12 protein-coding genes and 1 pseudogene are annotated in these 16,578 nt (G+C 71.0%); 3 read left to right on the top strand and 10 right to left on the bottom strand.

The window, feature by feature from the left end; genetic code table 11:
- Positions 1 to 129: 129 nt before the first annotated feature.
- Positions 130 to 1,005 carry a hypothetical protein gene (locus Dvina_RS22440; RefSeq protein ID WP_223104425.1) on the bottom strand — a complete coding sequence of 292 codons (876 nt, stop codon included), beginning with the start codon at positions 1,003 to 1,005 and terminating at the stop codon, positions 130 to 132.
- Positions 1,006 to 1,248: 243 nt separating this feature from the next.
- Between Dvina_RS22440 and lexA the strand changes: the two genes are divergently transcribed.
- Positions 1,249 to 1,920, top strand: a complete 672-nt coding sequence (lexA, locus tag Dvina_RS22435) for a transcriptional repressor LexA (protein ID WP_223104424.1) — start codon at positions 1,249 to 1,251, stop codon at positions 1,918 to 1,920.
- 26 nt (positions 1,921 to 1,946) lie between these two features.
- Here lexA and Dvina_RS22430 read toward each other — a convergent pair whose 3' ends face one another.
- Positions 1,947 to 3,332, bottom strand: a complete 1,386-nt coding sequence (locus Dvina_RS22430) for an alpha/beta hydrolase family protein (protein WP_223104423.1) — start codon at positions 3,330 to 3,332, stop codon at positions 1,947 to 1,949.
- A 92-nt stretch (positions 3,333 to 3,424) separates the two neighbouring features.
- On the opposite strand from Dvina_RS22430, the gene Dvina_RS22425 reads away from it, so the two are divergent.
- The gene (locus tag Dvina_RS22425; RefSeq protein ID WP_223104422.1) at positions 3,425 to 4,321 is read left to right on the top strand and encodes an AMIN-like domain-containing (lipo)protein; all 897 of its coding nucleotides are present in this window, start codon (positions 3,425 to 3,427) and stop codon (positions 4,319 to 4,321) included.
- A 28-nt stretch (positions 4,322 to 4,349) separates the two neighbouring features.
- Here the strand turns inward: Dvina_RS22425 and Dvina_RS54390 are convergent, their stop codons facing one another.
- Both Dvina_RS54390 and Dvina_RS54385 read right to left on the bottom strand, forming a co-directional pair.
- Positions 4,350 to 4,826: an MMPL family transporter gene (locus tag Dvina_RS54390; RefSeq protein WP_246656372.1), complete on the bottom strand. Its 477-nt coding sequence runs from the start codon at positions 4,824 to 4,826 to the stop codon at positions 4,350 to 4,352.
- Between the two features lie 290 nt (positions 4,827 to 5,116).
- Positions 5,117 to 5,185: pseudogene (locus Dvina_RS54385) on the bottom strand (hypothetical protein); the annotation flags it as partial.
- 118 nt (positions 5,186 to 5,303) lie between these two features.
- Between Dvina_RS54385 and Dvina_RS22410 the strand changes: the two are divergent.
- Entirely contained in the window at positions 5,304 to 6,662 is a 1,359-nt protein-coding gene (locus Dvina_RS22410; RefSeq protein ID WP_223104419.1) for a helix-turn-helix transcriptional regulator, read from the top strand.
- 48 nt (positions 6,663 to 6,710) lie between these two features.
- Here Dvina_RS22410 and Dvina_RS22405 read toward each other — a convergent pair whose 3' ends face one another.
- From Dvina_RS22405 to Dvina_RS22380, 6 genes are all read right to left on the bottom strand, one after another.
- Entirely contained in the window at positions 6,711 to 9,155 is a 2,445-nt protein-coding gene (locus tag Dvina_RS22405; RefSeq protein WP_223104418.1) for a glycoside hydrolase family 127 protein, read from the bottom strand.
- A 19-nt stretch (positions 9,156 to 9,174) separates the two neighbouring features.
- Positions 9,175 to 9,954: a carbohydrate ABC transporter permease gene (locus Dvina_RS22400; RefSeq protein WP_223104417.1), complete on the bottom strand. Its 780-nt coding sequence runs from the start codon at positions 9,952 to 9,954 to the stop codon at positions 9,175 to 9,177.
- A 1-nt stretch (position 9,955) separates the two neighbouring features.
- The gene (locus Dvina_RS22395) at positions 9,956 to 10,885 is read right to left on the bottom strand and encodes a carbohydrate ABC transporter permease (RefSeq protein WP_223104416.1); all 930 of its coding nucleotides are present in this window, start codon (positions 10,883 to 10,885) and stop codon (positions 9,956 to 9,958) included.
- A 7-nt stretch (positions 10,886 to 10,892) separates the two neighbouring features.
- Positions 10,893 to 12,167, bottom strand: coding sequence for an ABC transporter substrate-binding protein (locus Dvina_RS22390; protein ID WP_246656371.1), 1,275 nt, complete (start codon positions 12,165 to 12,167; stop codon positions 10,893 to 10,895).
- Positions 12,168 to 12,234: 67 nt separating this feature from the next.
- Positions 12,235 to 13,251 (bottom strand): LacI family DNA-binding transcriptional regulator, encoded by a 1,017-nt coding sequence (locus Dvina_RS22385; RefSeq protein ID WP_343217175.1) that lies wholly within the window; start codon positions 13,249 to 13,251, stop codon positions 12,235 to 12,237.
- A 19-nt stretch (positions 13,252 to 13,270) separates the two neighbouring features.
- Positions 13,271 to 16,573 carry a discoidin domain-containing protein gene (locus Dvina_RS22380; RefSeq protein WP_223104415.1) on the bottom strand — a complete coding sequence of 1,101 codons (3,303 nt, stop codon included), beginning with the start codon at positions 16,571 to 16,573 and terminating at the stop codon, positions 13,271 to 13,273.
- Between the last annotated feature and the right edge of the window lie 5 nt (positions 16,574 to 16,578).

The raw sequence follows: 16,578 nt of genomic DNA, 5'->3' as shown, positions 1-16,578 counted from the left end.
TCCCGCCCACCGCCGCCACCACCTGGAAGCACCTCACGCCCGGCCCGGCGCAACAGCGCACGACAGCCGGACCACACACGACGGGGAGCGCTCACGGCGGCGGACACGTTCACGCGGTGGTGTCAGGGGCTACAGGCGGGACGGGTCGACGTTCAGGGCTACCGCGCGGCGGTCGATGGCGGTGGTCAAGGCGGCCGCGATGCCCGGAGGTTGGCCCAGCGAGCGGAGGCGGGTGAGTTCGCGCAGGGAGGCCACGGTGCTGAAGCGCTCCAGCGCGTAGACGCTCGCGTAGGCGATCATCTGGCTGCGCGGGCCGTATCCGGGGATCTTCTCCGCGGCGTGCTGCGCCAGGCGGCCCACGGCGGGGATGTCGTCGTCCTGCGGCGGGGTGACGGCCAGGAGGTACAGCAGGCCGCGTAGTGCCCTGGCGTTGTAGGCGTCCGGTACCTCGTTCGGGTCCCAACGTTCGCCGTCGGGACGCAGGGTGATCGTGCGGGGGCGGGGGACGAGGGACAGCCAGCGGCGGATCAGGGTGCGGGTCTCGTCGGCGCCGAGTTCGGGCAGGAGGGTCTTGGCGCGCCGGGCCCAGCGGGCGGCCGGCTTGGCACCCGCGGCGGCCAATGCGTGGGTGAGCAGCTCCGGCCCCGGGGTCTCGGCGTTCGCGGCCTCGGCCCAGGGCTCGCCCACGTTGAGGCGGCCGTGGGTGCGCTCCAGCCAGGGCTGGATCGGCGCGCGGTAGCGGGCCGGCCAGTGCTTGTCGCCCTCGTGGGCGGTGCGGCGCATGACCGCCAGCAGCGCCGGCGGGCACTCGCCGGTCTCGCGCTCGGCGACGGCGGCCAGCACCGCGAGGGAGCCGGGCGGGGCGGCCGTGCGGGTGGCGACGGCGTCGATGAGGTGGTGGGCGGCGCGCCAGGACAGTGCGTCCGGGGCCAGGCCGTCGAGGATCGGCATGAGCAGCCCGTCGACGGGGGTGGGCGGATCGGCGGCGGCGGCGCGCTCGATCACCCGGAGGGTCAGTGCGCAACGGCGGGCGTCCGGCAGGGCCTGCAGCTCGTCGCGGACGGCCGCGGGCAGTTGGCTGCCGGCGGCGAGGTCGACCAGCTCGGCGGCGAGGCCGTCGTCGTCACCCGCCTCGGCTAAGGATAATAAGGAGACGACGGAAGCCGGGGAGCTGTCGAGCATGGCGGTCAGCATAAGCGTCGCGGACGTCGATGTATTGGGCCGAACATCGCGGCCGATATCCCACGGATGGATCAAAAGTTGTCACGATTCGTACATCTGATCGAACACGTACGGTATTGTGCTGACATGACGAGCCCGCGGCAGCAGAGCATCCTGGCGGTCATCCGCGAGTCGATCGAGCGACGCGGATATCCGCCGACGGTGCGCGAGATCGGCTCGGCGATCGGCCTCGGCTCACCGTCCTCGGTCGCCCATCACCTGAAGAAGATGGAGAAGGCCGGGCTCATCCGCCGCGACGCGCACGGGCCGCGGGCGGTGGACATCCGCAGCCCCTATGACAGCATCGCCCGCGGCACCGACCCGGGCGTCGCCGTTCCGCTTGTCGGCACGATCGCCGCCGGTGGGCCGATCCTGGCCGAGCAGCAGGTGCCCGACGACGAGCTCACCCTGCCCACGACGCTCGTCGGGCACGGCACGCTGTTCGCCCTCAACGTCAAGGGCGACTCGATGATCGAGGCCGCGATCTGCGACGGCGACATCGTGGTCGTGCGCCAGCAGGCGGTGGCCGAGAACGGTGACATCGTCGCGGCGATGCTGGAGGGCGAGGCGACGGTGAAGACCTACCGCACGCGCGACGGGCGCGTGGAGCTGGTGCCGCGCAACCCCGCCTACGACGTCATCCCCGGCGACGACGCCACCATTCTCGGCAAGGTGGTCGCGGTCCTGCGCCGCGTGTGACGACGCAGGACCTCCGGCCGCACGAGCTAACAGGCCGCGCCGAAGTTCGGGCGGTCGGACGCCGTGTACCGGCAGCCGAAGCGGGGGTCGGCGACCGCGCGCGGGTCGAGGATCGCGTCACCGCCCGGGCGGTGGCCGGTGCGGACCCACGTCACGAGATCGTCGAAGCCGCGCTGCAGCTCCGGCTGGGTGAACTCGCAGTGCCCGAGCGCCCGGACCGCCCGTGACACGAACCGGTCGGACAGGCCGTTGGCGCGGGCCCGCCGGGCGTACACCTGCTCCATGGAGATCGGCACGAAGAGATCGCCGATGGTGTGCATGGACAGAGTCGGCACGGGCGGGCGACCGGCCACCAGCGGGACCCCGGTCAGGTCGCGGCTGGGCCGCGCCGTGCGGTCGACGCGCAGCACGTCCCGGTTGAGCCGCAGCTCGTCGCGGGTGAGCCAGGGCGAGGCGTCCTCCTGGTAGATCGTGAACCGGTTCGAGGTGACGTTGCCGTCGGCGATGTTCTCGGTGCCGCCGGTCAGTCCTGGGTAGAGGCCGAACAGGAACGGCACGGTGGTCAGCGGCGGGATCGAGGGCAGGGCGTTCCAGAACGCGAACGCCTGGTCGAACCCGGGCCGGGTGCCGCCGCTGCGCTGCTCGACGACGTCGGCCCAGCGCCCGTCGAGCTTCGGCAGCTCCTGGCGGACCAGGGGCTCGTACGCGGCCGGATCGACGGGGAACGGCACCTTCACCCCGGTCAGTGCGGCGGCGGTCAGGTTGGCGTCGAGGAAGTAGTCGAACAGCTCCGTGTCGCCGAGCACGCCGCACACCGGCATCGCGCCGACGAACGCCCGCGGATAGTGCTCGATGGCGACGGCGGTGATGTGCCCGCCCATCGACTCCCCGGCCATGTACACGTCCCTGGCCCGGTGCCCGGTGCGCGACGTGAACAGGTCGATGAGGGCGTACGAGTCGCGGACGCCCTGCCCGACGTCGTAGCCGTTGGTCTGGTAGCTGGACGCGGCCCAGGCGAACCCGCGGGCCAGGTAGTGGGCCCGCAGTGACGGGCTGCCGACGTAGACGACCTTGCCGTCGCCGCGGTAGCCGTGGGCGAAGACGACGAGCTCGCCGTTCCAGTGGGCCGGCTTCTCGAGGCGGTAGGCGGCGCCGTTGAGGATGCCGGTGTACACGGCCGAGCCCGTTACGGGCACGAAGGCGGTCCCGTCCGGGTCACAGTTGGGGTCGGCGACGGTGTACCCGGGCTGGGTGGTGCTCGGGACGGGGGCGGAGCACGCCGGGGCGGCGGCGTACGCACGTGCGGATGCGGGGTAGATCAGCAGTCCGAGCAGTACGGCCAGTATCGCAGTTGCGGCGACACAGGTCTTGACGACGAGACGTGCTCGGATGGCGGCGGCTTCGCTGCGCATCTATATATGAGACATCTGTCGGGCACCTGACGTAAACCGCCAATTGTGATCCACCGTCATCTGTGCACCTCGAAACGGAAGGAGCACAGATCATGCGCCGATTACTGCTCGCTGCGGTGGCGTGTGCCGCGGCGCTGGTGGGCCTGCCGGGGACGGCCCAGGCCGCCGACCTGCCCGCACCCACCAGCACCAGCCCGGTCTCCGCAGCGCCGACCGGGAACTTCCAGCCGGTGCTGACCGGGGTCAGGACGGGACGGCACGACGCCTACGACCGCACCGTGTTCGACTTCTCCGGGGGTACCCCCGGCTGGCGCGTCGAATACGCCCCACTGGTGGGCCAGGGCCAGGGCCAGACCATCCCCGTCGCGGGAGCAGCCACCCTGCTCGTCGTGTTCAGCGACGCCGGCGTGCCGGCGGTCGACCTGGGCACCGTCTACAACCCGAACCTGCCGACCCTGCGCCAGATCAGGTCCGGCGGCTACTTCGAGGGCCGCGCGAGCTTCGGCCTGGGCGTCAACGACCGGGTCGGCTTCCGGGTCCTGGTCCTGCACGGCCCCGAGCGCGTCGCGGTCGACGTCGCCCACCAGCCGGCCCAGCCGTTCGTCACCACACCTGTCCACATCGACGGGGCGGCCCCCGACGTGATCGTGAACGCCGTGCGCTCGGGGAGCCATCCCGGGTACGACCGGATCGTCTTCGACATCGACGGCCCGCAGCGTCCGGGCGTCGACGTGCGCTACCTCGGCGGCGCCTCCACGGTCCGCGTTCTCTTCTCGGGCGCGGGCTCCCCGACCCAGGCCCCGCACGCCACCCACGACCCGGGCATCCCGGACACCACGACGTTCGCCCGGCCGGCGCTGCGCTCGATGCAGCTCACGATCATCGGCGCCGGCCTGATGAGCGCCGACCTCACCACCGCCGCCCGGCACGGCTTCCGGGTCATCATGCTCGACGACCCCACCCGCGTCGCCGTGGACATCGCCTACTGAACCGGGCCGCGCCGACCGTCCGTCGCCGTCACGGGCGGGCGGTCGGTGCCGCCGGGTCCCGGCTCGTGTAGTCCATCGAGAGGCCGAAGACGATCGCGAAGATCATGCCGGGGACGTAGGCCTCGACCGGGCCGGGCTGCTCGCCCAGCAGGCCGTGCTGGAAGACGAGTGTCACGACGCCGAGGGCGGCGCCCACGCTGAGCAGGTTGAGGACCGCGGCCTTGAGCGGGATCAGCACGGAGCGGAAGACGACGAGCAGCAGCAGCGCCGACACCGCGACGACGACACCGACGAACCACGGCAGCCGCCCGGCCACGGCGCCGGAGAAGTCGACCACCGCCGCGGTGCTCCCCCCGACCAGGAACGTCGCCCCGGTGCGCGCGGCGACCGGCGGCAGCACGTCGGTGCGGAGGCGGGCCACGAGCTCGGTCGTGCCGGCGGCCTGCGGGCCGGTCGTGGGAAAGACGATGACGGTTGCGGTACCGCCGGGAAGCGCTTCGGCCACGCCGGCCGTCCGGGCCAGGGTCTCCCGCGCGGCCTGCGCGCCCCCGGACCGCCCTGCACGACCACGACAAGCGGGCCGTTGAGGCCGGGGCCGAAGCCCTCGCTCAGCAGGTCGTAGGCCTTGCGGGTGGTGGCGGCGGCCGGGTCGGTGCCGGCGTCGGCGAACCCGAGCCGCAGCCCGAGCAGCGGTGCACTCAGCGCCAGCAGTGCGAGCAGGGGCGGTACCAGAGCCGGCAGCGGCCGTTGCTGGACGCCGGCGGACCACCGCCGCCAGCGGTCGCCGTCCTTGCGCACCCGCTTGGTGATGCGGCCGCCGAAGACGGCGAGCAGAGCCGGCAGCAGCGTGAGCGAGGCCAGCATGGTGACGAGCACCGTGGCCGCCACCGCCACCGCGACGCCCTGCAGCGAGCCGGCGGCCGGCACGTCCTGCGCCTGCGCGTCGAGGGTGACGCTCGCGTAGCCGACGGTGCCGCCGGGCGTGCGGCACCTGGACGCGCTCGGTGTCGCCCTGGCCGTCGTCTGCGCCGCACCGCTCGCCGTGCGCCACCGGCTTCCCGCGCTCGGGTTCGCGGTGAGCGCCGCGGCGAGCGTGGCCCTGCTGCACCTCGGCTACCCGCTTGACGCACCGGTCGCCGCCGCGGCCGCGGCCTACACCGTGGCCCGCGTCTACAGTGGAGCGCCGGCCCGCCCGCGGTGGTGCGCGCTGGCCGCGGTGCACGCGTTCGTGCCGGCGGTCGCGGCGGCGTACGCGTCGATCGGCGTGCGGGTCTGGGACATCTCCACCGAGCTGCTGGCCTGGGCCGCGGTCTTCGCCGGCCTGTGGATCGCCGGTGACCGGACCCGGCTGCGGGCGCTGCGGCTGGCCGAGGCGCAGGCCGACGTGGAGCGCGAGCGCCGCCTGGCCGCCGCCGACGAGCGCACCCGCATCGACCGTGAGCTGCACGACTCGGCCGGCCATGCGATAAACGTGATACTGGTCCAGGCCGGCGCCGCCCGGCTGCTGCAGGACCGTGACCCTGAGCGGGCCCGGCAGGCGCTGTCGACGGTGGAGCGCGTCGCCCGGGACACGATCACCGACATCGACCGGATGGTCCGGGCGCTGCGTGACGACCATCCGGACCGGGACGAGCCGGCCGATCCGGATGCGCTGCGGGAGCTGATCAAGCGGCACCGGGGCAGCGGGCTGCACATCGCGGCCGAGCTGCCGGAACGCATCGCGCCGCTGCCGCGCAGTGTGGCGTGGGCGGCGTGCCGGATCCTGCAGGAGGCGCTGACCAACGCGGCGCGCCACGGTGCCGGGACGGCGGCCGTGGCCGTGCGGGCCGCCCCGGGCCATCTGGAGATCGACGTGACGAACCCCTGTGCGGCCCCGCGGGCCCGCCGCGAAGGGGGCCACGGCATCGTCGGCATGCGGGAACGGGCCACCCTCACCACGTTCGAGGACGACGACTACGTGCTGAGCGCGCTGCGCGCCGGTGCGGCGGGCTTCGTCCTCAAACGCATCCAGCCGGAGCAGCTGATCGCCGACATCCATACCGTCGCGGCGGGCGAGAGCCTTTTGGCGCCGCAGGTCACCCGTACGGTCATCGAGCACCTCACCGACGTCACCCGGACCGACCCGGGGCGTCTGGCCCCGCTGACCCCGCGGGAGCGCGACGTGCTGACGCTCATCGCCCAGGGCCTGTCCAACGGCGACATCGCGGCGGCGCTGCGCATCGAGGACTCGACGGTGAAGACGCACGTGAAGCGCATCCTGGCCAAGCTGCACCTGCGTGACCGCGTGCACGCGGTGATCGTGGCCTACGAGACGGGCCTGGTCCGCGTGGGACGCCCGTGACCCGGGCCGGGTCGTGGGCCCCCGCCCGGCAGAGCGGGGGCCCAGTTGCTAGTTCCCGGCCGTGGAGAAGGCCGAAACCTCCGCCGCCGACAGGGCACGGCTGTAGAGCCGGACGCTGTCGATCGCGCCGGTCAGGTACGGGTCGCTGTACTGGGAGCGGCCGAGCCAGTTCTGCGTGGTGTTGCCCAGGGAGGACGGGGTCAGGGTCATGGCGGTGTTGCGGGCGACCTCGGCGCCGTTGACGTACAGGATGCCGACGTTGCTGTTGCGGGTGACGGCGACGTGGGTCCAGGCGCCGGCCGGGAGGGCGGCCGGGGCGTCGATGCGCTGCTCGGCGCCGGAGCCGCCGGTGGTGATGGCGAAGCGGGCGGTGCCGGTGGACGAGCGGGGGGTGAGGAACATGTTGACGCCGGTGCCGGTGCCGAAGTCGAAGACCCGGGCCCAGCTGGCGAGGGTGTCGATGCGGACCCACAGGGCGATCGAGAACGCGGTCGCGCCGTTCAGGATGCCGGCGGGCAGGGAGACGTAGCCGTTGGTGCCGTTGAGGTTCACGGCCGAGCCGGTGCGGCCCGGGCCGTATGCCGCGTTGGACAGCGTCGCGGTCATGCCGTTGCCCGTCGCGTCCGCGGCGCTGTTGTCGAACGGGTAGTGCGCGACGAACGCCGGGAGCGTCGGGCCCCCTCCGGTGACCGACCAGTAGACGGAGTACCGCTGAGCGTGCACCTTGTAGAACGGCTGGAGCGTGACGCCGTTCGCGGTGTACTGCAGCGGCGTGCCCGTCGCCGTGAGGGTGGCCGGGTCGAGGACGGGCAGCGCGGACAGGTTGCTGGTGCCGAACAGCCCGCCGAGCACGATCGGGCCGACCTTCACCGCCTGCACGGTGCTGTTGTCGTTGGCGGGCTCGCGGGTCAGGCCCATCGGCAGGGTCACGGTCACCGTGTCGCCGGAGGCCCAGGTGCGGTTGACGATGGCGTAGGTCCCGGGCTGCGGTGTCGCCTGGGCCGTGCCGTTCACGGCCAGGGAGGCGCCGGTGGCCCAGGCCGGGATGCGGACCTTGACCGTGAACGCTCCCGAGCCAGTGACCGTGAGCCGTGTCGAGCCGGCGTCCGGGAACGTCGTGTCCTGGCGGATCGTGACGCCCCGCGCCGACCAGGTGAGCACCGACGGGATGTACAGGTTGACGTAGAGGGTGCTGCCGCCGTCGTGGAAGTAGATGGAGTCGCCGTACTTGGTGTTGCTCTCCATGCCGGTGCCGTGGCAGCACACGAAGCTGTCGTAGTCGTTGCTGTAGGTCTTGATCCCGCCGGCCCGCAGCGGGACGTAGTAGCACTGGAACCCGTGGGCGGAGTTCGGATTCTGCGAAGCCAGGGTCTGGTTGTACAGCGCCTTCTCGTAGTAGTCCATATAGTCGGCCCGGGCCGGGTCGGTGAAGAACAGCTGCCGGGTCAGCTTGAGCATGTTGTACACGTTGCAGCACTCGGCGGTGGAGTCGGACAGCTCGCCGGCGATGCGGTCCGGGGCCTTGAAGTACTCGCCGTTGGAGTTGCCGCCGATGGCGTAGGTGTGGTGCTTCGTGACGATGTCCCAGAAGTTCACGGCGATGTCGCGGTAGCGGGTGCTACCGGTGGCGTGGTATTCGCGGATTGCCCCGATGATCTTCGGGATCTGGGTGTTGGCGTGGTAGTTGTTCAGCGCGTCCGTGTTGCTCGCCAGGGGGTCGAAGATCTCGGCGTGGTCGAACTGCTGCGCGGCGGCCAGGTGGTTGGCGTCGCCGGTGACCTGGTACAGGTTGGTCAGCACCTCGTTCATGCCGCCGAACTCGGTGTCGAGCATGTTCTGGCGCTGGGTCTGTGTCAGCCGGTCGTTGCGGAACTTGACCCAGGACGCCATGGCGGTGAGTACCGTCAGCGCCTGGGCATTGCCCGCCAGCAGGTACATGTCCAGCAGCCCGGCCATGATCTTGTGCAGCGTGTAGTAGGGCGCCCACACCGACTGCCGCGCCTCGACCCGGTCGATGAAGCTCTCCGGGAACGCGCTGAGGTATCCGGTGGTGTACCCGGCGGCCGCCGCGCGGCCCTGGCACTGGGCGAGCACCGTGACCAGCGCGTCGCCCTTGGTCTTGAACGCGGTGTTGCCGGAGCCGGCGTACGCCTGGGCCAGGGCGCTGAGCAGGTGCCCGGTGGAGTGCCCGCGCAGTTCGGTGGTCGGGGACTCCCAGCCGCCGCAGGCGGTGGCGGACGAGGACAGCCCGACGTTGAGCCGGAACGTGTGCAGCATCCGGTCGTTGTCGAGGAACAGCAGGTACGACTGGGTCCGGCCCGTGTTGGCGGTGAACGGGCTGGTCAGCAGCTGCACGGCGGCGAGCGGGAAGGGGTAGGCCGAGACGCCGGTGTCGGGCCGGGCGGCGGTGGCGGCCGCCGCCCCTTCGAGCGTGAGCAGGCTGCCGGCGGCCGCGCCGGCGGATGCGGCGAGCAGGGTTCGGCGGGTGGGCATGGCTCCTCCATACGGGGGGTCAGCCGCGCAGCGCTCCGGACATGAAGCCGCGGACATAGCTGCGCTGCAGGACGAGGAACAGCACCAGGCAGGGCACCGCCATGAACGTCACGCCGGCCTCCAGCGCGGCGTAGTCGATGGCGCCGAACGAGGCGGTGCGCATGTTCACCACAGCGAGCATCATGGTGAACCTGTCGGTCGAGTTGAGCAGGATCAGCGGCGCGAAGAACTCGCTCCACGAGGTGAGGAACGCGAACAGCCCGACGGTGATGAGCCCGGGCTGCACCGCCGGGAGCATGATGCGGATCAGGGCGCGCAGGCTGCCGCAGCCGTCGAGCAGCGCGGCCTCCTCCAGCTCCCGGGGCACGGCCTCGAAGGAGTTGCGCATCATGAACACCGAGAACGGCAGCTGGAACATGATGAGCACGAGGCTGAGCCCGATGATGGAGTCCTGCAGCCCGATCCAGCCGAGCATCACGTAGAGCGCGATGAGGATCGTCGCGTAGGGCACCATCAGGATGGCCAGGGTGAGCAGGAACAGCGCGTTCCTGCCGGGGAAGTCGAACCGGCCGAACGCGTAGCCGCCGAGCGTGCTGACGAGCAGGGTGCCGGCCACGGTGAGCAGGCTGAGCACGACGCTGTTGACGACGTGCTCGACGCGGATGCCGCTGTCGGAGGTGAACAGCCGCGCGTAGTTCTCCAGCCCGAACCCCGACTTCGTGCGCACGGAGGCGAACGCGCTCCACACAAGCGGGAACAGGAACAGGATCGCCAGGGCGGCGCCGGTGAGCCGTCGCATGTCAGCCGTCTTTTCTGCGCAGCATGCCCAGCTGCACCACGTTGAACACGATCAGGAGGACGAGCAGCGCGACCGAGATGGCCGCGGCCGAGCCCAGGTCGAGTTCGATGAACGCCTTGCGGTAGATGACCATCACGAGTGAGGTGGTGGAGTTGTCGGGCCCGCCCCGCGTGAGGATCCAGAACTGGTCGAAGGCGAGCAGGGAGCCCGTGACCATGAGCGTGAGGACGAGCGCGATGGTCGGGCGCATCAGCGGTAGCGTGATGCGCCGGAAGGTCTGCCGGCGGGTCGCGCCGTCGAGGCGGGCGGCCTCGTAGACCTCGACCGGGATGGACTGCAGGCCGGTGAGCAGGATCAGCATGTTGAACCCGGCGAAGCGCCACAGCACCAGCCCCACCGCGGAGCCCAGCGCACCGGTGGAGCTGCCGCTGGTGAACGACACGTAGCCGTCGACCAGGCCGGTCCAGCGCAGGATGTCGTTGACCGGCCCGATCTCGTCGCTGAGCATCCCCAGGAACAGCAGCGAGGCGCTGGCGAAGCCGACCGCGGCCGGGATGAAGTAGGCGGTGCGCAGCAGGCCGATGCCGCGGCCGGGCTGCTGGACCAGCAGCGCCAGCCCGAAGGACAGCGCGAAGAGCAGCACGGTGACCACGACGGTGTACCTGAGGGTGAACCAGGCCGCGGTGAACAGCAGCTCGTCGTCGGCCATGCCGGTGTAGTTCTCCGGCGCGTTGATCTCGGGTGCGCCGAGCAGCGGCCAATGGTGCAGCGACATGTACGCGACAAGCCCCAGCGGGACCAGGAAGAACATGCCGACCATGAAGGCGGTGGGCGCGGCGTACAGCGCACCGACCCACCGGCGGCCGCGCCGGCGGCGGGGCCGGACGGCCGGCGGGGTGACCGCCGGCCGCTCGTCGACGAGCAGGGTCATCGGATCTCTACTTCTTCAGGGATGCGGTAAGCGCGGTGGCGCCGTCGTCGAGGGACTTCTTCGCGTCGCCGTAGAGGGCGCCGCGGAACGCGGTCACCCAGGGGCTCTGCGGGTCGTTGTAGGTCGCGTTGAAGTTCTTGGCGTACGGGGTGCGGCCCTTGCCCATCAGGCCGTTGATCTTCACGAGCCGGGGGTCCGCCTGCGAGTACTTGTTGGCGGCCAGGTCGGTGCGCACCGGCACGCCCTTGCCCTTGGCGATGACCTCGACCTGGGCCTCGTCGCCGAGGGTCCAGGACAGGAAGTCCCACGCCGCGGCCGCGTTCCTGGTGGTCGCGCCGATGCCGATGGCGTCACCGCCGACGAACGTCGACTCGCCGCCGGTGAGCCCGCTGATCGGGGCGACGCCGAGCTTGAAGTTCGCCTTCTCCTCGATCAGGCCGAGCCACGCGGCCGGGCCGGGGGCGATGCCGATCTTGCCGCTCTGCAGCGCGCCGAGCCAGGTCGGGCCGGCCTCGTCCTTGGCCGCGGGGGCGGCCACGCCCTCCTCGTAGAGCTTGCGGTACAGCGCGAAGACGTCGGTCATCTCCTTGCCGTTGATACTGCTGGTGGTGCCGTCGGAGTTCATGACGTCACCGCCCGCGGCCCACACCGACGGCCACATGGTGAACACGTTGCAGCCGCCGCAGTTGCCGCCGAAGTAGGTGCCGTTGACGTCCCCGCCGAGCTTGTCGACGGCGCGGGCGTCGTCGGCGAACTCCTGCAGGGTCGTCGGCGGCTTCTCCGGGTCGAGGCCGGCCTTCGTGAACAGGTCCTTGTTGTACAGCATCACCGACATGTCGATGGTGTGCGGCACCGCGTAGACCTTGTTCTTCCAGGTGCCGTTGCGCACGTGCGCCGGGGCGACCTTGTCCTTGAACGGCAGCGCGTCGAACCTGTCGGTGAGGTCCAGCCACAGGCCCTGCGACGCGTACTGGGGTGCGAACACGACGTCGGAGGCGAACAGGTCGGGCAGGGCCTTGGCGCCGGCGGCGGAGGCGAGCTTGGCCGGGTACTCCTCGTTCGGGTACGCCGTGACCTGCACCTGGTTCTTGTGGGTGGCGTTGTAGGCGGCCGCGTAGGCCTTGGACTGCGACTCGGTGGCGGCCCGGGTCCACAGGGTGAGCTGGGCGCCGCTGTCCGCGCCGGCCGGGGTGCCGGCCTTCGCCCCGCCGTCGTCGTCTGCGCACGCGGCGGCGCCGGCCAGTAACGTCGCAGCGACGATGCTGCCTATCCAGCGTTTCACGCTCGTTCCTTCCCTAGGTGATCCATCGTTTTGTGAGCGCTCGCAATGTGCAAGGGGGGTACGGGGGTCACCGCACTGCGGTGGTGGAGCCGCGCACGATCAGGCTCGGCGCGCAGCGCTGCTGCTCACTGCGGCGCGCGCCTGTCGAGATCTGGTCGACGAGCAGGGCCAGGCTGTGCCGGCCGAGCTCGGCGAAGTCCTGCCGCACGGTGGTCAGCGGCGGCAGCAGGTAGGGCGCCTCGGGCACGTCGTCGAAGCCGACGACGCTGACGTCGCGGGGGACGCGGCGGCCGGCCTCGTGCAGCGCCCGCAGCACCCCGATCGCCATCTGGTCGTTGGCGCAGAACACCGCCGTGACGTCGGTGCGCTCGGCCAGGGCCAGCCCGGCGTCGTAGCCGGCGGCGGCGCTCCAGTCCCCGGTGAGAGCCGCCGGCGCCGGCCGGTTCGCCTCTTCCAGGGCGGCGCGCCAGCCGGCCTGCCGCTCCCGGGCCTCCGGCCAGTTGGCCGGCCCGGCGACGTGGTGGACGGTGGCGTGGCCGAGGCCGAGCAGGTGCCGGGTGGCCAGGGCCGCACCGGCGGCGTTGTCGATGGCCACCATCGGTACCCCGTCGGCCTCCCCCGACGCGATGCCGAGGCCGACGATCGGCACGTCCAGCGGCTCCTGACGCAGTGCCGTCCAGGCCGCCGCGACCGGCGCGAGCGTGACGATGCCCTCCACCGCCTGCTCGCGCAGGCGGCGGATCGCTTCGCGGACCTGTGGCACGTCGGGCTCCCGGGCGCTGGCGATGCTGACGAAGTAGCCGGCCTCCCGGGCCGCCCGTTCGATGGCGTGCACCATGAACGAGGGCCCGAAGAGCGTCGTGTCGAACGTGACGAGCCCGACCGTCTGGGACCGGTTGGTGGCCAGGGTCCGGGCCGCGGCGTTGGGCTGGTAGTCGAGCGCCCGCATCGCGGCCAGGACCCTGGCCCGGGTCTCCGACCGGACGTTGGGGTGGTCGTTGACCACCCGTGACACGGTCTGGTGGGAGACCCCGGCGAGGTGGGCGACGTCCCGCATCGCCGGAGGTCTCCGCACGGTGTGCATGCTCAGCGCCGGACCTTCATCAACCCAGCGCCTTGACCTCGAGCAGCCCCACGGAGGCGGTGCCCGTCGCCGTCAGCGACACCCGCAGCCGGGTCGTGGAGACCCCGGTGAAGGTGACCGTGTTGTAGGCGTTCTTCGTCAGGGTGTAGGGGCCGGCGCCGGGTACGTCGACGTACGCGGAGCCGTTCCAGTACTGCAGCTTCCAGGCCGAGGGCATGTCGATGCCGTTCTCGTCGTCGAAGAAGTACACCTGCGCCGACCTGACCGACTGGGCCGTCGACCACTGCAGCTCGGCCGTCTGGGTGCCGCTGTTGGGCCAGGTGCCCCAGCGCGAGCCGTCACCGCTGGCGCCGCTGTTGGAGCTGGTCGGCTCGTCACCGTTGTTGATCGCCGCGCAGCTCTCCCACGACGAGGTGTACGAGCAGACCGGCGACGCCGACAGCGCGAGGTTGGTCACCGGCGGTGGCTGGGTGCCGCCCCGGTTGTACATCTTGATCTCGGTGAGGCCCGTCTTGGCCCCGGAGGCGTTCGTCGCCAGCACCCGGACCCGCTGCGCGCTGACCGCGGGGAAGGTGACGACGTTGTAGTTGCCCTTCGGGGTGCTCGGGTTCCTGGCCTGGCCGGCGACGCTTACCCAGGCGCTGCCGTTGTAGTACTGGATGTCGTACGACGACGGCGGCCGGTACGTCGCCGAGGCCGGCCGGCTGTCCTTGAAGTACAGCCGGACCTCGTTGACGGTGCGGGCGGTGCCGAAGTTGACCTCGTACCAGTCCTGGGCGTTCGGCGACCCGCCGGCTCCCCAGTACGGCTCGTTTGTCGGGTAGCCGTCGCTCGCGCCGCCGGTCGACGTGCCGGACCCGGTGTAGGAGGCCGAGACGGTCGAGCCGGTGACGAGGTTCGTCGGCGGGGCGGTGGCGTTGTCGATGCCGGCCTTGGCCATCTCGTCGACGACGCGGGCGTCGGTCTGCACGACCTGGGTGGGCGCCTGCAGCCCGGCGTACGCCTGGCTGTAGCCGACGGTCCCGGTGGTGGTGACGGTGCCGGTGGCCGGGTCCCAGGTGAACGGCACCAGCGAGTTGACCGTCGCGACCCGGGTGCCGTTGATGAAGATGCTGTAGCCCTGCGGCACCCCCGGGTAGCGGGTCACGCCGTCGGCCGGGTCGTCCCACACGATGCTCAGGTCGGCGTTGCGGTAGCGCAGGTTGTTGACGGTGAAGTGGTCCCACCCGATGTTGATCGGGTTGAGCTCCACCTTCGCGTCGTTGCGGGGCCGCAGGCCGGCGACGTCCTCGATGAGCGTCCAGTTGCTGCTGCCGAGGATGTTGTGGTGGATCCACGACCGGTAGGTGATCGAGGAGCCGTTCCAGTCGGCCCAGAACTCGTTGGCGTCGGGGTAGTTGGTATTGCCGCCGACGTACTGCGCCCAGGCGTTCCAGTACAGCAGCTTCTTGTACCAGTCGTTGGTGAGGTACGTCGTCGGGTAGTTGCGCAGGGCCGAGCTCAGCAGCCGGAACTGCACCGTGGAGTTGATGGTGGAAAAGTTGTTGCTGCCGGTGCCCGAGGCCGCCTTGTCCGCCTGGTTGGCGGTGTAGAACGGGAAGACGGGGTACTGGGCCGGGTCGTCGAACAGCCGCAGCGCCGCCTTGTACTGCGTGGTGTTGGGGATGGCGCCCACCGCGAACGGGTAGTAGATGTTGATCTCTTTCCAGGGGTTGAACGCCCCGTCGGAGGCCATCCGGTTCTCGAACAGGTTGTGGCTCGGGTTCCACAGCACGTTGACGATCGCGGCCTGGATCTGGTCGGCCAGCGTGTTCATCTCCGCGGCCTTGGCCGTGTTGCCGACGGCGGCGTACGCCTGCGCGGCGGCCCGGGCGCCGCTGTACTGGTACGCGGACTCGCCCCGGTCCATGTTGCCGGCCCGCCAGTGGAACGACACCGCGTCGGCGTCGTTGCCGGTCAGCGCGCCCCAGTCGTACTCGATGAGCTTGTTGTTGTTCGTGTCGTAGGTCGCCAGCTGGCCCTTGACGTCGCCCTCGGCGTACTTGGCCAGGTTCTGCGCGATCGCCGGCTGGCCGCCGTGGATCTGGTAGCTGCGCCAGGCCGCCTCGGCGATGTACTGGGTGTAGCTGTTCGACCAGTTCTCCGGGTCACCGGGGTTGTCGACGAACCGGCCGTTCTTCGACACCTGCCCGACGGACAGCCAGTCGCCGTACGCGTACAGCGGCGTCCGCAGGTACTTCAGGTCGTCGATGTGCATGGGCTGGGTCAGCGCGATGGCGTTGTTGTAGCCCAGCGCGCCCTCGACGGACGTCGGGAACTGGTAGGTCTGCCCCGGGATGTTCGCGTCGAGGTTGTTGAACCGCATGAGCCACCAGCGGTAGTAGTAGTGCTTCGTCAGCGCCGGCTCGGGCGAGTCGAAGAACGGGATGTTGTCGGCCCACCACTTGTTGTAGGTACGCACGTGGGTGGCGAACGCGGTGGCGTTGTCGTAGCCGGCGTAGGCGGCGTACTCGGTCGCGGACTCCGGGATCTCGGCGGCGATGAAGCCCATGACGACCTTCGCCGTGGCGGTGGCGCCGGCCGCGATGGTGATCGACCGGTTGAGCCCGCCGGACGAGACGGCGAAGCCGTCACCGGAGAGCTTCGTCGTGAGCGTCGTGAGCCCGTTCTTGACCCCGGTCGAGCCGGTCAGCTCGTTGCCGCTGCCGCTCGTCGCGTAGGGCGAGACGGCCCGCAGGGAGATCGTGGTCGAGGCGCTGCCGTTGTTCTTGATCGACAGGTTGGTCACCGCGACGTTGTTGTCGGTGATGAACTTCTGCTGGGTGATCGCCACCGAGCCGCTGCTGAACACGTTCCTGGAGTAGCTGGGCGCCTGGAAGCGCTGGGCGGTCTGCTCCGTGAACGTGCCCGGGCTCGCGGTGATCGAGTAGGCGTTGGCGTTGCTGATGCTCTCCCAGTAGGCGGCCTGGCCGGCGAAGCCCATGACGCCGGGGTTGTACGCCTTCATGAACAGGGCGCGGCCCCGGGTCATGAGGATGGCGCCGTCGGCGTCGGCCGGGTCGCTGCCGCCGCTGCGGCCGAGCATCCGGTCCAGCCAGAAGTCGGTGCCGCCGCTCTCGGCGTTGTAGATGGTCTGCATCATGTTGCCGGTCGTGTAGCCGACCGGGGCGGCCGGGATGGCCGAGGTGTTGCCGAACGTGGGGTAGCCGATGGTCTGGGCCGCTGCCGCCGGCGTGGCGGACGTGGCGACGGCGGCGGTCGAGGCGGTCAGAACGGTCGTGAGCGCGAGTGCCAGCCTGGACTTCCAGCGGGGGTGTGGCATCGCGT

Origin of the sequence: Dactylosporangium vinaceum (genome assembly GCF_019904175.1) — a bacterium.
In the GTDB taxonomy this organism is placed as follows: Bacteria; Actinomycetota; Actinomycetes; order Mycobacteriales; family Micromonosporaceae; genus Dactylosporangium; species Dactylosporangium vinaceum.
Note: the sequence above shows the minus strand (reverse complement) of the source record. Positions and strands in the feature narration are given on the sequence as shown.